This window comes from Luteolibacter sp. (genome assembly GCF_039920825.1).
GTDB lineage: Bacteria > Verrucomicrobiota > Verrucomicrobiia > Verrucomicrobiales > Akkermansiaceae > Luteolibacter.
Genome location: NZ_JBDSCX010000028.1, coordinates 93,879 through 110,119, shown reverse-complemented (window position 1 = coordinate 110,119; position 16,241 = coordinate 93,879). Strand labels below are relative to the sequence as shown.

8 protein-coding genes are annotated in these 16,241 nt (G+C 61.0%); 6 read left to right on the top strand and 2 right to left on the bottom strand.

Features of this window, described 5'->3' with window-relative positions; translation table 11 throughout:
• The first annotated feature begins 223 nt into the window (after positions 1–223).
• On the top strand, positions 224–4,252 hold the full coding sequence (locus ABIQ96_RS07405; RefSeq protein WP_348213930.1) for a cellulase family glycosylhydrolase: 4,029 nt from the start codon (positions 224–226) through the stop codon (positions 4,250–4,252).
• An 8-nt stretch (positions 4,253–4,260) separates the two neighbouring features.
• Entirely contained in the window at positions 4,261–5,298 is a 1,038-nt protein-coding gene (locus ABIQ96_RS07400; RefSeq protein WP_348213929.1) for a hypothetical protein, read from the top strand.
• A 214-nt stretch (positions 5,299–5,512) separates the two neighbouring features.
• Here ABIQ96_RS07400 and ABIQ96_RS07395 read toward each other — a convergent pair whose 3' ends face one another.
• The gene (locus ABIQ96_RS07395; protein WP_348213928.1) at positions 5,513–6,202 is read right to left on the bottom strand and encodes a PEP-CTERM sorting domain-containing protein; all 690 of its coding nucleotides are present in this window, start codon (positions 6,200–6,202) and stop codon (positions 5,513–5,515) included.
• Between the two features lie 325 nt (positions 6,203–6,527).
• Positions 6,528–11,786: an MBG domain-containing protein gene (locus tag ABIQ96_RS07390; RefSeq protein WP_348213927.1), complete on the bottom strand. Its 5,259-nt coding sequence runs from the start codon at positions 11,784–11,786 to the stop codon at positions 6,528–6,530.
• A 450-nt stretch (positions 11,787–12,236) separates the two neighbouring features.
• On the opposite strand from ABIQ96_RS07390, the gene ABIQ96_RS07385 reads away from it, so the two are divergent.
• The 4 genes from ABIQ96_RS07385 (at position 12,237) to ABIQ96_RS07370 (ending at position 16,234) form a co-directional block, all read left to right on the top strand.
• Complete coding sequence (locus tag ABIQ96_RS07385; RefSeq protein WP_348213926.1) at positions 12,237–12,698, top strand: MarR family transcriptional regulator; 462 nt, start codon at positions 12,237–12,239, stop codon at positions 12,696–12,698.
• A 239-nt stretch (positions 12,699–12,937) separates the two neighbouring features.
• Complete coding sequence (locus ABIQ96_RS07380; RefSeq protein ID WP_348213925.1) at positions 12,938–13,954, top strand: hypothetical protein; 1,017 nt, start codon at positions 12,938–12,940, stop codon at positions 13,952–13,954.
• A gap of 160 nt (positions 13,955–14,114) precedes the next feature.
• Entirely contained in the window at positions 14,115–14,861 is a 747-nt protein-coding gene (locus ABIQ96_RS07375) for a phytanoyl-CoA dioxygenase family protein (protein WP_348213924.1), read from the top strand.
• Positions 14,862–14,959: 98 nt separating this feature from the next.
• Positions 14,960–16,234, top strand: a complete 1,275-nt coding sequence (locus ABIQ96_RS07370) for a family 16 glycoside hydrolase (RefSeq protein ID WP_348213923.1) — start codon at positions 14,960–14,962, stop codon at positions 16,232–16,234.
• The last annotated feature ends 7 nt before the right edge of the window (positions 16,235–16,241 follow it).

The following is a 16,241-nucleotide window of genomic DNA, read 5'->3' as shown; positions in this document are numbered from 1 at the left end:
TGGAAAAACCCACCCATGAAAACCCGTGATGTATCCCGTGATAGGGAATGCAAAAGAAATGCGTCCACGCGAAACGGGATGTTGCGGCTCCTCACCGCAGGAAACTCGTTTTCCCCGGCCCTCCGGCCCGCCCTAACGGCCGGCAAGTGGAAACCCATCATGCCCCATCGTGAGAACTGAAACCGATTTATTGTGCTTTAGAAAAACCCACCACCACCAACCTATGAACATCATCTTTCGCAGAGTCATCCTTCTGTTTATTGTCGTGAGCACGGCGAGCGGTTTATACGCGCAAACTTTAACAAGCATCGGGGCGGTCGCGCCAAGTCCGGGGCCTAACGACATCTCCCAACTCGCGACCAGCAACACGACCTGGCCCGACGGACTGAACTATTTCACCGACAACAACCCGATCGCCGGTCAGACCTTTACCACGGGCTCGAACCCGATGAATCTCGTGTCGCTGTCTGTTAAAACGGCGGGGTTGAATTCCGGCGGTGGTTACGGCACACCTGCGACCACCCCCACGTATTACCTGCGCATCTACTCGATCAGCGGCAGCACGGCGACCCCGCTCATTACATTCAGTTCGCCAAATCCGGGCTTCACCGATGGCGACTGGTTAAAGTGGAGCGGGATGAAGGTCCCGCTGGAGGCTAACAAGACCTACGCGTTTTCCTTCGGCATCAAGCCGAGCACCGGCGGCTGGGCTGCGCTGGCCGTGGCCGCGAACGTCTACGCTGGCGGTGAAATCGCGATGATTCCCACTGCCGGCGGCACCATCACCACCGGCGCGAGCCACAGCTTCGACGCGGCTTTCGCGCTGGGCCTGCAAGCGTTCCCGCCCGCCCTGCCCGCGACCATGCCGCTGCCGACGCCAACCTACGGGTTCAACCTCGGAAATACCTTTGAAGCGACCTGGGGCTATCCGTCTCCCACCCAGGGAGTGTTAGTTTCCGCCGCCAACGCCGGGTTCAACGCTGTCCGCATTCCGTGCGCGTGGAATTTCAACGCCGACCCGAACACCTATCAGATCAACCCCGCGTATATGGCGGAGGTCAAGCAGGCGGTGGACTGGGCCATCGCCGCGGGAATGCATGTCATGATCAACGTCCACTGGGACGGCGGCTGGATGGAAAACAACATCGGCGACACTGTCGATCCGGTGATCAACGCGAAGCTGCAATCCTACTGGACCCAGATCGCGACCACCTTTGCCGGCTACGACAACCGCCTGCTCTTTGCTGCGGCGAACGAACCGAACGTGGGCAGTCCCGCAGCGATGAACACGCTGATGGCTTACTATCAGACTTTCATCAACACGGTTCGCGGTGTCGGCGGCAACAACACCAATCGCTGGCTGGTGCTGCAAGGCGGCGGGGACACCGCGTGGTTCACCACCCTGCCACCCGACCCGACCCCCGGCCGCCTGATGGTAGAGTATCATTGCTACTCGCCTTCCCAGTTCGCGATCTTGTCGGAAGACGCATCCTGGGGCATCGCGAAGTATTTCTGGGGCCCGGCTTACCATTACTCCGGCGACCCGACCCGCAACTGCGTCGCGCCTGAAGAAGGGGCCATTGATTCGGGATTCCAACAGTTGAAGGAGCAATATATCGACAAGGGCATTCCCGTATTGATCGGCGAGTTCGGGGTAGCAGGGAAGCCCACCACCGGCGAGGCGGCGGCCTACAGCACTGCCTCCTCGCTCTACTGGCTCAAGTATGTGGTCGATTCCGCCCACTCCCACGGCCTGAGTCCATTCAATTGGAGCACGCCGAGCAGTCTGTTCGACTATGCCACCGGCGCGATCACCAACCCGGACGCTGTCTCGGTGTTGACCGGTGGAATCGCACCGCCGCCTCCGAACGGCGCCCCCTACGCGGCGTCCGGTCTCACCGCGACGACAGCCGGCACCGGCCAGGTGAACTTGTCATGGACGGCCGGTAGCGGTGCCACCACCTATAATCTCTACCGGGCGGCGGAATCCGGCTACGGGAGTTCCATCGCACCGGTCATCACCGGCCTCACCGGCACGTCCTACTCCGATACCGGCCTCAACAGCGGCACCACCTACTACTATCAGGTGGTCGCCGTGAACAGCTCCGGGCCGTCCGGTTTTTCACCCGAGGCGCACGCGACAACGCCCGGCGTCAACCCGGACCCGACGCAGTACCATTTCGAAACCGACACGCAGCGCTGGTCGGCAAGCGGCGCTCAGATCGCAGGAATCGCGACTTCAACCGCGCAGCACTTTGCGGGGAATCAATCGCTGGCGGTGAGCTTCAACGGCACCACGGCGGGAACATCGTCCGTGAATGTGAGCGACGTGAATGTGGCTCCCGGCACGACGATTACCTTCCGTGTCTGGATCCCGGGCGGCAGCGCGGTCACGGTGATCGAGCCCTATTTGAGCGACTACAACTGGGCATGGGCCTCCAGTTGGTATGGAAACCTAACGGCCAACGCCTGGAACACGCTCACCCTGACGATCCCGTCCGGCCACACCGCACCCTTGAAGCAACTTGGCCTTCGGCTTTCGACAAACGGAGCCTGGACGGGCACCTGCTATATGGATTCCGTCGCCTGGACCGTTCCGCCGGCTACGCCTCCGCCCGCGCCCGCAAGTTTGGTGGCGTCGGCAGGTAATGCGCAGGTCGGCTTGACTTGGTCGGCCTCCTCCGGCGCGACGAGTTACAACGTAAAACGCGCGACGGTGAACGGCGGTCCCTACACCACCATCACCAACGTCACCGGCACCAGTTTCACTAACACCGGCTTGGCCAACGGCACGACTTACTACTACGTCGTCAGTGCCGTGAATGCCTCCGGCGAAAGCACGAATTCCGGCCAGGCCAGCGCCACACCTGTGGCTCCGCCCGTTGCGCCACCGACTCCGGGCGGGCTCGCCGCTACGGCTGGCAACGCGCAGGTCGGACTGACTTGGAACGCCTCCAGCGGCGCGACGAGCTACAACGTGAAGCGGGCAACGGTGAACGGTGGTCCCTACAGCACCGTGACCAGCGTCACCGGCACCGGTTTCACCGACACCGGCCTGGTCAACGGCACGACTTACTACTACGTCGTCTCCGCATTGAACTCCGGTGGCGAAAGCGGCAACTCGACTCAAGCCAGCGCCACACCGCAAGCGGCCGCTCCTCCCGCACCGACCGGCTTGGCCGCCGCGGGCGGCAACACGCAAGTCGCGCTGACGTGGAATACGGCAAGTGGAGCAACCAGCTACAACGTGAAGCGCGCCACCGTGAACGGTGGTCCCTACACCACGATCACCAATATCACCGGCACCAGTTTCACTAACACCGGCCTGGCCAACGGCACGACCTATTACTACGTCGTCTCCGCATTGAACGCCGGTAGCGAAAGCGGCAATTCGGCTCAAGCCAGCGCCACACCGCAAGTATCCGCACCGCCCGCTCCTGCCGGCTTGGCCGCGACAGGCGGCAACACGCAAGTCGCGCTGACGTGGAATACGGCGAGTGGAGCAACCAGCTACAACGTCAAGCGGGCAACGGTGAACGGCGGTCCCTACACCACGATCACCAACCTCACCGGCACCAGTTTCACTAACACCGGCTTGGCCAACGGCACGACTTACTACTACGTCGTCTCCGCATTGAACGCCGGGGGTGAAAGCTCGAACTCAGCCCAAGCCAGCGCCACTCCATCCGCTCCGTCGCTACCTTCGCCATGGGCGACGGTGGACATCGGCGCGGTCGCGGCGACCGGCAGCGCGAGTGCCAGCGGCGGGACATTCACCGTGACTGGTTCCGGCGCTGACATCTGGGACTCGGCGGACGAGTTTCGCTACGTGCATCAGCCCTCCAGCGGCAATTGTGAAATGAGCGCCCAGATCACCTCTGTTCAGAATACCGATCCGTGGGCCAAGGCAGGTGTGATGATCCGCGAAAGCACGGCGGCGGGAGCGCTCTATGCGGCGGTGTTCATTACCCCGGGCAACGGAGTGACCTTCCAGCGGCGGACCGCCACGGGCGGCACAACCGTCAATACCGTGGTAACGGGTGTGACAGCCCCACGTTATGTGCGGTTGCAACGCGCGGCAAACAACTCGTTCCGCGCGTATTATTCGTCCAACGGGACAAACTGGACGCAGATCGGGTCAAACCAGACCATCAGCATGGCGAGCAGCGCGACGATGGGGCTGGCTGTAACCAGCCACGCCGACGGCACGCTCTGCACGAGCACGATCAGCAACGTCACCGCCACACCTTGAAGCACGGTATGACGGCCCATCGCAATCAAGACAACGCCAGCCCGAGTTTCCCGCGCGGGCTGGCGCTCCTGTCGCTAACAGGCGTCCTGCTGATGGGTTACATGTGCCTGCCCAAGCGCGGCGAAAGCGACACGCCAAATTCGGCGGCGGATACAGGCGCGGTCGAAACGCATCCGCAGGCAGCGCGCCGGGAACGTTCCCGGCTGCGAGGGGAGCGTGCTTCCGCGTCGCGTGAAGACCGGTGGGCCGACACGTTTGCCGCCATTGAGGCGGATGTGAAATTGAAGGCACGTGAGAAACTCCGGACTAACTCGGCGGCGGTGATTTCTATCACCGACACAGCTACCATCCTCAATAAACTTCAGAAAGCCGGATTCGGCATGCACGAATCCACCCGGGGTTTGTTGCGTCGCTGGGCGGAAGCCGATGGTTGCGCCGCAGCCGCCTGGGCAGAACAATTGCCCGCAGGTCTGCTCCGGGAGAACGCGCTTTCGTCCGTGGCCATCGAGTGGGCTAACACGGACTTGAAATCCACCGTCGAGTGGGCGCGGCAACTGCCCGATGCCGCGGAGCAACAAACGCTCCTGCTCGCCGCCGCCAACGAAGCAGTTAGGACCGATCCTGTCGAAGCGCTGCGAATCGCGGTCGAATCGCCCGCAGGGGCTGAAGGCGATGAAATCATCCGCCGCGCCGCGATGGAGTGGGCCTCGAAGGACGCCGCCGGCGCCATGGACTGGGCGGGAACGATTTCCGATGAATCGCTGCGCCACAAGGTTCAGGCCGCCGAAATGGTCGCGTGGTCGGACACAGCACCGGAAAATGCCGCCGCACGCGCGGTTGACACACTGCCCGAGGGGCGCTTGTTAGACGACACGCTCGTGTCCATTGTCCAACGCTGGGCCCAAACGGCTCCCAAAGCCGCCGCGGCGTGGGTGGAGCGCTTTCCCGATGGTTTGCTGCGCACCGCAGCCATCGAAAACCTGATGAGCCAATGGCGGAAGATCGACCCTGTCACCGCCCAACAATGGCAACCCAAGAACTTGTGACCGGGAGCGGACCTGTAATGTCCATCAGGCCCAACAGCCTCAAACGGGGAAATCGCGACTAACAAGCATCGCCAGCCTGAATCGGTTTGATCGCACGCTTCCATGGTGAATCATTTCTCCATGCGTTGTGAGGCGGCTGGAGATGGAAACCCACATGAAAAAGGGAAGCGGTCCTGCATGACAAAGAGGCAGGCATTTGTTCATGCCAGCGACTTCAAGCGCGCCTGCGAACCATCGCCAGGGTTCCCAACGAAAACAAAACGAGGGCTGTGCCGGAAGGTTCCGGAACGGCACCCGTGATGTCCACCAGAGTACCCGGCAGCAGCGGAGCGGTCGCGCGCACGCTGTGGTTGTCCGTCTCGAAGGTGGCGGTGTTAGGTTCACTGAAGCGGATCTGGTCGAAGGTAGTGCCTGCCGTGCCCACGAAGTGGACGTAGGCATAAGGCTCGTTGTTGGTGGCTTCCTGATTCGGGCCCGGCTGGCCATAGTAATCCGCCGTGTTATAGAAACTGCCGTTGATCGCCTGGATCTGGGAACCCACGGTTTTCGGCAGCATGTTGATCAGGTCGCCCGTCCTGAAGGTGAGGACGAGATTCCCACCGCTGAACAGCTCGACGATATTGCCTGCGTCTCCCGCGGAGAAATAGAAGCCGAAATACGCCACCGGTGCGGTCAGCGTAAGCGTCGTGGATTCGCCCGTGTAGATGCCCAGATAGTTGCCTTCCTGATAGCCTCCGTAGATGTTCTCGGCGATCACGTGGCTGTCACCGGAGTAGGAGCCGATGGCGGTGCTGTAGCTGCCGAGATACCCCGGGGCGGCCCCGGTGAAGGTTTCGGTAGAAACGCCGGTGATGCCACTGGTTTCCGCCGACTCGATGCCGTTAGGCGACAGATAGATATTCACCGCCGCATGGGCGGAAAAAGCGGAAGCGATGCAAAGGATGGGAATGAGGCGGACGGGACGATGGAACGTTATGGATGGATGACAGGGATGGGGCTTCAGCTACGAGCGCCCTGAGGGTACTTCAACACTTATCTGTTGATATTACGCCTTCGCGTAGCATGCAGCCACCCTCGCCGGTCCACCGATGAAAGGACCCAAAGGCGAGGCCGGGGCTGCGATCTTCGATGTCACGCCGCGGCGTAGTCCGGAGGCCGGTTCAGTCCACACATCAGAGACAATGTGAAGAAGCTGAGGCCCCTTTCTGATGTCGCAGACGGCTGGGAAGTCAGGGGGCGGGCGTGACCACCACCCGATAGAAGTTGCGGGGGCCGACACGGGTCGAGCTGAACTGGAGGGCCGGAGGATTGATGGCGCTGCCGGTGCCAACGACGGGCGACCCCTCGGGCTGCCACGCGGCAAAGAGATCGGTTTTCGACTCAAGCTGGTAAAGGTGGCCCGCATAGCTGGGGACGCTGAACGTGAGATCTGTAGCGGTGGTGCCGGTGGAAAGCACGCGGATGGCCGAGCGGTCGAGGATGATGCCGGAATTGACGACGGTGGGCGGCAGGGTGCCGGACCAGTTGATGATGTCGATGACGCCGGTGTTGGTGAAGGTGCCCGCCACGTTCAGGACGGCATCGCCGGTGAGGCGGAGGATGCCGTGGTTGGTGGCGTTGCCGGTGATGTTGGTGGTTCCGGCATTGAAGGTCAGCGTGCCGTCATTCAGGAGGTTCTCGTAGGTGACGGTTTGGTTGGGCGCGACCAAGGTTTCGCTGCTGGCGACGATCAAGTCATTGCCGATGACCAGACTGCCGGAGGTGGAACCTTCATAGTCCGTATCGTCGATGGTGGCCACGACGGTGTAGGAACCCACTGCCGTCGGGGCGTTGAGTGAGCCGTCATAAGTGATCGAGACCGCCAGGTTGGCGGGAACGGTGGTGACAGTAGCAGCCTTCGGTGTGCCGTCGTAGCCGGCGGAAAGTCCACCCAGCGTGACGGAAGCCGTGGCCTTGGCGATGACCAGTAATCCGCTGGCGGAGCCGCTATGGTTAGAGTCGGTGATGGTGGCGACAACGGGGTAGCTACCCGCATGAAACGGCACGACGGCTGAACCGTCGTAAGTGATCGAGCAGGCAAGACCGACAGGCGAGGTGATGACCGATGCCGCTTTCGGCGATCCATCATAGACCGGGGAAAGGGATCCGAGGGTGACGCTGGCGGCGGCGGGCTGAATGATCAGCGTTTCCGAGCCCGTGCCTTGATAATTGCTGTCGCTGACGGTGGCGACAACCGTGTAGCTGCCCGCATTCGTCGGGGCTGTCGGGCTGCCATCGTAGGTGAAACCAACGGTCAGCCCTGCGGGTGAAGTGGTGGCAGTGGCGGATTTCGCGCTGCCGTCATAGGTGGCGGAAAGGTCGCCGAGCACGACGGTGGCAATGGCCTTGCCGATGATGAGCGAGCCGCTGGCGCTGCCCTGATAGTTGGTGTCGTTCACGGTCGCGGCGACCGCATAGGTGCCAGTGCTGGTCGGGGCGGTGGCGCTGCCGTTGTAGGTTAGGCCGACGGAGAGTCCAGCGGGCGAGGTAGTGGCGGTGGCGGGTTTCGCCGTGCCGTCGTAGGTCGTGGCCAGGCCGCCAAGGGTTACGCCTGCCGTTGCCTTTCCGATGGCAAGTGAACCGCTGGCGCTGCCTTGGTAGTTGGTGTCGCTAACCGTCGCGACGATCGAGTACGTGCCGGCGTTGGTTGGCGCGGTCGGTGAGCCGCCATAGGTGATGCCGACCGTGAGTCCTGCGGGAGTGGTGGTGGCGGTGGCGGATTTCAGCGAGCCGTCGTAAGTCTGAGAGAGCGCACCGAGGGTCACGGTGGCGGTGGCCTTGGCAACCACGAAGGTGCCGGAATTACTGCCGGTGTAGTTGGTCGAGTTGATGGTGCCGACGACGGTGTAGGAGCCTGCATTGGTCGGCGCGGTGGCGGAACCATTGTAGGTGAAATCGACCGTGAGGCTGGCAGGTGAAGTCGTGGCGGTGGCAATCCTGGCGCTGCCGGTGTAAGTCTGGGACAGACTGGCGAGGGTGACGGTAGCGGCGGCTTTTGCGATGACTAGCGTGCCCGTGGCGGAACCGGCGTAGTTGGTATCGCTAATGGTGCCGACGACGGTGTAGGAGCCGGCGTTGGTCGGCGCGGTGGCTGAGCCGTTGTAGGTGAAACCGGCAGTTAGTCCGGCGGGCGTAGTCGTAGCGGTGGCGGATTTCGTGCTGCCATTATAAGTTTGGGAAAGGTTGGCGAGCGTGACGATGGCCGTGGCTTTCGCGATGACCAGCGTGCCCGAGGCCGATCCGGCGTAGTTGGTATTGCTGATGGTGCCGACGACGGTGTAGGAGCCGGCGGTGGTCGGCGCGGTGGCGGAGCCGTTGTAAGTGAAGCCGACGGTGAGTCCGGCGGGTGAAGTCGTGGCGGTGGCGGACTTCGCGCTGCCGTTGTAGGTCTGGGAAAGGCTGGCAAGGGTGACAGTGGCGGTGGCCTTGGAGATCACCAGCGTGCCCGTGGCAGAACCGGTGTAGTTGGGGTCGCTGATGGTGCCGACCACGGTGTAGGAACCGGCGGTGGTTGGCGCGGTGGCGGAGCCGTTGTAGGTGAAGCTGACGGAGAGTCCTGCGGGCGAGGTGGTGGCGGTGGCGGATTTCGCGCTGCCGTTGTAGGTCTGGGACAAACTGCCGAGGGTGACGGTCGCGGGCTGCGGACTAGCCGTTAGGGAAATACTCCGGACCGTGTTGCCTGAGCCGTCAGTGGTGTTGGCGAACGTCACGGTGTCGTTGTAGGTGCCTGCGTTCAGCGAGTTGGCGGTGTTGTTGATGGAGGCAGTGACCGTGGTGTTAGCCCCCGCGTCCAGGGTGCCGCTGGTGGCGCTGAGAGTCACCCAACCCGCGGTTTTGGCCGCCGTCCAGTTCAGTGGCGTCGCACTGTTGTTCTGCAACGTGTATTGCTGCGAGGATGGCGTAAACGGCCCGGTGAACGAGCCCGAGGAACTCAAACCGCCCGCCGGAGTCACCGCCAGCGTACCGGGGGCGGACAAGGAGGAGTTCGATTCCAAGGACACCGAATCCACATACCAAAAAGCACTGGCCGTGGTGCTGTTCGTCGCGATGCTCCAGCGGATGCGCAGGGATTTCCCCGAGTATTTCGCGGCGTCCGTGAGGCTAACAACTGTCTCGCCAAACGTGGTTCCGCTGCTGGCGCTGGTGCCGGTCCAGGCCTGTTTGCCGTCAAAATCGCTCTTGTTACTGGGATTCCCCGTGGCGCTCATGGTCGCATTATAGCCGCCTGATAGGAAGGAGGCGCCGGAGCCGGAGTCGTCGATCCCAATCCACGACGCGCCGTCGTCGATGGAGAGATCCATGCGGCCGCCGTCCTTCAGACTTTCCAAATTGTAGCGATGCCAGAAGCGGATTTGCGTGATCGTCGCATCCGATGGAATGCTGATCGCGGAACTGACCAGAGTGGATGTCACCTTGGTCGTTGGAACAGGAGCGGAATAGGAATTGTTAGGAGAGTGGCTGGTCAACGCACCGGTGATGATCGCCCAAGTGGCGGTGCCCGTGGTGGACCAATCCGCAGGCAGGCTGGAGGATGCGTCGAAATTCTGGCTCAATAGAACGGAGAAGGCGGTGCCGGTGAGGTTGATATCAAAGGGGTTTTCATCCGCATCATTGCTGGCGATGTGAATGGCGGCGGTTCGCGAACCTGGGGCACTTGGGCTGAAGGTGACGGTGAAAGTGTTACTGGCACCGGCCGCGAGCGTGGTGGCGCCGAGACTGCCCACGGTGAAGTCAGCGCTGCTGGCACCATCCTTGGAGACGGAAAGACCGGTGAGATTGGCCGATCCAACATTCTTCACGGTGAAGGTGAGCGGAGAAGATGAACTGCCAACGAGCACCGAGCCGCAACTCATGCTGGCGCTGCCATCGGTCAGATTGGTGCCCACAGGTTGTTCGACAGCGATCTCAGGAGTATTGTCGGGCAGGAAACTTCCCGTGATCGTGTATTGGCCGAGCGAGCCATAAACGGTGTAGCCGGACGGAGGATTGACCAATGGGGTTCCAGCGGCGGCGGGCTTTACCACGAGGTAATACGTGCCTGCCGCCACCGATGTCGAAATGGAAGCTGTCGCCAGGGTGGCAGGGTTGCTGGATGCGACGAGCGTCTGGGTGCTGTCATAGAGTTCCATCAGGACATCAAGATCCCCGCCCCAAGTGTCGGCATCGCTGCGAAAGGGACTTGCGGAGAAGGAAATCGGTCCCGCCGCTGCGGTAAATTTGAAGTAATCGGGATCGCTGGTGGTTTCCACGATCCCCGCCTGATTGACGGGACTGCTGACCCAGACGGTGGCGGTGGCGGCGGTATCACCATGGTCGTCGGCACGGTAGGGAACTTTGGCGGAGATGATGGCCAAGTCGTCTTGGAGCTGGGTTGCATCGTAATACTCCCCCTTTGACCATTGCGAGACGTCGCGATTGTATCCGGTGCCCATGATGGGGCCCCATGAGGGAGCGGATGCCGTCGCGAGATGTCCGCCGTAATAGGCCAGTGTTGACGTGGTATCATGGGAAAGCCCCATGTTGTGGCCCATTTCATGAGCGGCGGCTTCGGCGATGATGTCTTCTCTGCCGCCGCCATTCGTGCTGGTCACCCAGGCAGGCTGATAGGTCGGGGAGTAGTTCGAATTGCCGTAGACATTGACGTAGGCGACTCCGCCCGAGCCATTGTGGGGTAAGGCCAATCCGTTGTTATCCGTTGTATCACAGATCAGCAACCAACCCACGTTGTCCTTGTTCCCGGTGTAGGTGGCCGGATCGTAGGCGACATCCGTGGTCACATCGACGTCGAAGGCCGCGTAGTCTTCCGCCACGCGCTGCCAGACCTGTCGCATCCAAGTTTGCTCCGCATCGCTGAACGTCGTGATGTCCACATCTTGGGACCAAACCTTGACGTTCCAGCTCGCCACATTTCCATAACTGGCATTGTTGTTCCATGCTGTCCCGGTGACGATTCCACCGTTGAAATCCAGATAGATGTGGCGGGCCGCGCCGGGCTTGGAGCTGTAGGCGGGAGGAGAACTGATCGAAACAGCGGCTTTCTCGACCGGTGGATCGGTGATGTTGGCCGGGGCCTCATTGATGCTCCCGGTGGTGTTGGAGCCACCGTTTTTCCCTTCAGGCTTGGCTGGACCGTGGGAGTGACCTTCAGAATGCCCCTGATCGTCCGGACAGACGATGAAGATGCCGCCGTCGTCATCCACCCGAAGATATTCTGCGGCATCAAATCCCTCGAAAGTGATTTCGTGAAGCCACGTGATCGCTTTTCCTTTCGCCTGAGGGTTGAGCGATTGAAGCTTGGTTTTCAGTTTCCCCGCAGGCAGTTCCTCGGTTTGGAACGGATGTCCTTTTCCATACACCCGATGGGCCGGGTCTTGGGCATTCGCCATCAAAATGGAGAAACTGAAACAGGCCATCATGACGATGGCGGAGTTCAATGAGGATTTTTTCATGCGGACTCTGAATATTTACGAAAGTTGAGTCGCTTGAGCGATTTGTTTCCCGACAAGAAGAAGGAGAGCCGCAGCGAAAAGGGAGAGGCCGTTCATGGAAAAGGATTAAGCGACCCAAACCAACTCCGGAACCTACAATAAATCAAGCTTCAAGACATAACCGGACAGCAGTTATAGCACTAAAAATCAAACGCTGCACGACAAAGGAACATCGAAGGGGCTGTTCCGACTAACAAGAATTGAAGGCATGAAACGAGGACATCGGCAACAAACCGACCGGGAACTTTGGTCATCTTTCACGGGTGCATTGTGACGCGTGACGGCAGTTCACAATATCACGCGATTACGTAATATCGCTGGGTCCAGAATTCTGGCAGGGTCTGACCGTCAGCAAGCAATTTGCTTTCCCCTCCACACCCCCGTGGAGGGATTCCCCCCAAACATCCCCCCATGAAAATGAGCTTATCAAGCACCCCGAGTGCTTCGGTCAAGGCTGATGCCGGCCGTCTCGCAGACTTCGTCCTGTTCACCCAGCGCGGCTGCATTCTGAACCTCTCGAAAGAGTTGAACCGCGGCAGCCTGTCGTATCCCCAATTCTTCCTGCTGACCTATCTTTCCAGCGAGGAATATCTAACTATGACGGACATCGCGGGCAAGATGGGTCACTCGACCGCAGCGGCAACCGGCTTGGTGGATCGCATCGAGAAGTTGGGCTACGTGGAGCGCGTCCATGCTTCGGAAGACCGCCGGAAGATCATGGTGCGCATCACTGCGAAGGGTGTGGAATTTGTGTCCCACATGCGGAAAGAAATCGCGACCGATCTGGCGGGCATCCTGTCCTCGATGGACGAAGAAGCCGCGGAAACCGTGGAGCACACGAAACGCGCGATTGCTACACGCGTGCTCGCGTGATCTAGCCGATGGACGAACTTGTGGCCGGGGCCATCCCCGGCTAACACGCATCGGAAGACAGGGACAGCATTTAGCATTCCCTCAGCCTGCCGACATCACTATCAGCCGGATTCAGCTCTCCTCTTCAGCGATTCTTTCGCCTTCAGAGTCGTGAGCGGCTCGGTGAATCGTGGCAGCCCTCGCAGCCCTTCGAACGCGCGGCTTGGCGGCCGCGCGGCTTTTGCTAAGGTCCGTGGATCATGCCTGCAATCCTCCCGCGTTTGACCATCCCGGCACTGCTATTTTTCATGTCCGTGAAGATGGCTACGGCGGCGGAGTGGGGGCGACCGGTGGATGGAAATGTCCAACCGGTGTGGGGCTCGCGAGGCGGTTTGCAGTTCGCCATTTCTCCCGGTGGTTTCACGGGAGGCGACGGCGGACCGCGCGGTTTGATCCGCATCGGGTATCCCACTTTGCCGGAGGGGCGCTACGATCTCATCAACTTCATCGCTCTCGAGCCGATCGTAGGAAAAGCGCGCGGCTATAGCGAACTGGAGCGAAGTCATTTCGACGGACATCAGGGGAAATGCTTTTGGACCGGATCGCCACCGGACTCGAAGGGCGTGGTCTCCGCGCCACAACCGGGCGTGATTTCATCGCCCGCGCCAGGAATCGAGGAACTAACGGTGACGCTGCGGACCGAAAAATTCGACAACGGAGCCCACGTGCGGCTGGAGTTGAGCCTGCGCAGCAATGCTCCGGATGAACTGCGGCTGGTGGTGCGCGCGGAAGAGGACAGCGCTCCCCTCACCTCCTGCATCCTCACCGCGACGATGGGGAACAAGGCCCGCAACCGGCTGTTATGGCTGCGGGATGAAACGGCATCGAGTCTGCGGATTTTCAACGGCTACGATGGCCCGGACTTCGCGCCTCAGAACGTTTTCCCCCTCGCCAAGCTAGGGCGCAATGCCGCGAATGACGTGCTGGTGGCCATGACCACGGATGAGGAAAACCCGGCCACGACCGCCGGCCAGCCGTTAGGGTGGGAATACCGGGGATCGAAGGTGACCCAATATTGGCGAAAGCCCGCAGCCGGGGTGAATGATTCGCTGCGCTGCGCGATCAACGCGCGGTTCATGTACTGGATGTCCCGTAATCCCATTCCAGGCGGGCTGGCCTATGAGAATTTCGAACTCGTCGAGAACTTCAAGGACGGCGCGGAGTTCGTTTTCGGAGTGACGAAAACCCCGGTGGGAAAATTGATCAAGCAGCCGTGATGGCCAGGCAGGGCTTCGGCGTGAAGAACCGTCCCTTCCCATTCTCTTTTGGGCTCACTGCCTACCCGCCACAATCCCGGAAAACCAAAGGGCGGATTTCCCGGATGCCGCTTCCGCGATTGCCTTTCACAGTCCCGCGCGCTAACTCCCCACCCAGCCCATGATTCTCTCCGACGCCCACCGCAACCAGTTCGAACGTGACGGATTTTGTGTCCTTGAGCGGGTGATCCCGCCGGAGGATCTCGCGATGCTGGACGATTCCTGCCAGAGCTACCTGGACGAACACACCGAACTGATGGAGCGGGTCCAGGCAAAGGTGCTGGGACTTTCCCACCAAGGCCGCCGCTATTTCCTCCCCACACGGCACGATGCGGAGGCTGCGATGGAAAAATTCCTTTTCGGAGAGCCCATGGCGGAAATCGTCGGAGGTCTGCTGGGCGGCGATGCCTATCTGTTTCTCCAACTGTTCATCGTCAAGTCGAGCCGGACCGGAATGCCCTTCGGATGGCATCAGGATTCGGGCTATCTGATGGGCCAGCCGCACGAGCCTTACATCAGCCTGTGGTGCGCGCTGGACGATGCCACCGCGGACAACGGTGCACTGCACGTGCTGCCCTGGTCCCAAACGGGCACCCGCGAGATTGCCCCGCATCACAAGGACAAGGCGAGCGGTGACCTCGTCGGCTACGCGGGCGAGGATCCCGGGATCATCGTGCCGGTGCCGCGGGGCAGCATCGTTGCGCTTTCCAGCACGCTGTTTCATCGCAGCGGCCACAATGTCACCGAGCATCCCCGCCGGGCGTTCCTCGTCTCTTATTCCCCACATCCTGTCGCCAATTCCCAAGGTGGCCTCTGGAACCAAGCCGCCCCGTTTCTCAAGAACGGTGCGAGGGTCGATGAACCGTGAGTGGACTGGCAAAGGTGGATGGCAAAGCGGCCGGCGTCTTCCTGCTTTCCATCAATCCCGGGATCGGACAGGGTCACTTTTAAACCCTTTTTACCCTCATGCGTTATTCATGCTCCATCGCCTTGGTTTCCCTGATTTCATTCGCCCACGTCCATGCGGAGGACGCTTGGAAATCCCTTTGGAACGGACGTGATCTCAGCGAGTGGTCGACGTGGCTGGGTCGGCCGGATCCCGCGTCGGATGTGCCCGGCATGCCAAAGGGAGACAACGGCAAATATGTGGACGTGCTGGGCCCGGCCCGCGATCCGCTCCGGGTGTTTACCGTAGTCGAGGTGGACGGACAGAAGGCGATCCGTGTATCGGGCGAGGTGTTCGGCGAGCTTCGCAGCCACGAATCGCTCCAGAACTACCGCCTGCGCCTTCAGTTCAAGTGGGGTCAGTTGAAATGGCCACCCCGCAACAAGCCGGAGACGGCTCGCGACAGCGGGCTGCTCTATCACGTCCACTCCGCGCCGGGTGCGGAAGACCGGACTTGGGCGCGGTCGGTCGAATTGCAAATCCAGGAACATGATGTCGGGGATCTTTATGCGATCGGCTCGGAAATTTCCGTGCGATCCACGCCGCGAAAGGACGGTGAGCACACGTTGTTCGACTACGATCCCCAGGGCGAGTTCCACGTCTTTTCCCAAGTGCCGGGGCAGGACGGGCGATGCGTGAAACAACCGGACAACGAAAAACCGAATCCCGAGTGGAACACCGTCGAGATCGTCTGCTTTGGCGAGGACAGCCTCCACATCGTGAACGGGAAGGTCGTGATGCGGCTGCATGCGCCGCGTCGGATCGACCAACCGGAACACCCGCCCGTCACGGAGGGGCCGGTCATTCTGCAGTCGGAAGGAGCGGAGATCTTCTATCGAAACGTGGAATATCTGCCGATCACCGCTCTGCCGCCCGAGTTCATGACGGCTTCGGCGGCGACTCCCTCGGAGCAGGACGCCAGTCCACCGGCGTTGATGGGCTCGATGATTTTTGACTGGACGCAACTTCCGGTGAAAAAGTCGGCCAAAGGAGAATCCCGCCAAGTGTGTCGCGCTCCCACTGCGACGCTGGACGAGTTGGAATGTCATGTGACCACCTTGAATGTTGGCGAGGAGGCGCACCGGGCGCATCAGCACCCGGATGAGGAGCTGATCATCGTGAAGGAAGGAACGGTGGAAGCGTTGGTGAACGGTGAGCTCAAGATCGTGGGCCCGGGTTCGGTGATTTTTCAGGCGGCCAACCAATTGCATCACATCCGGAATGCGGGTGATACGCCGGCGACCTATCACGTCATCAAATGGAACTCACCCGGCATGCTTAAAAAGAAGCCGTAGCCGGGCC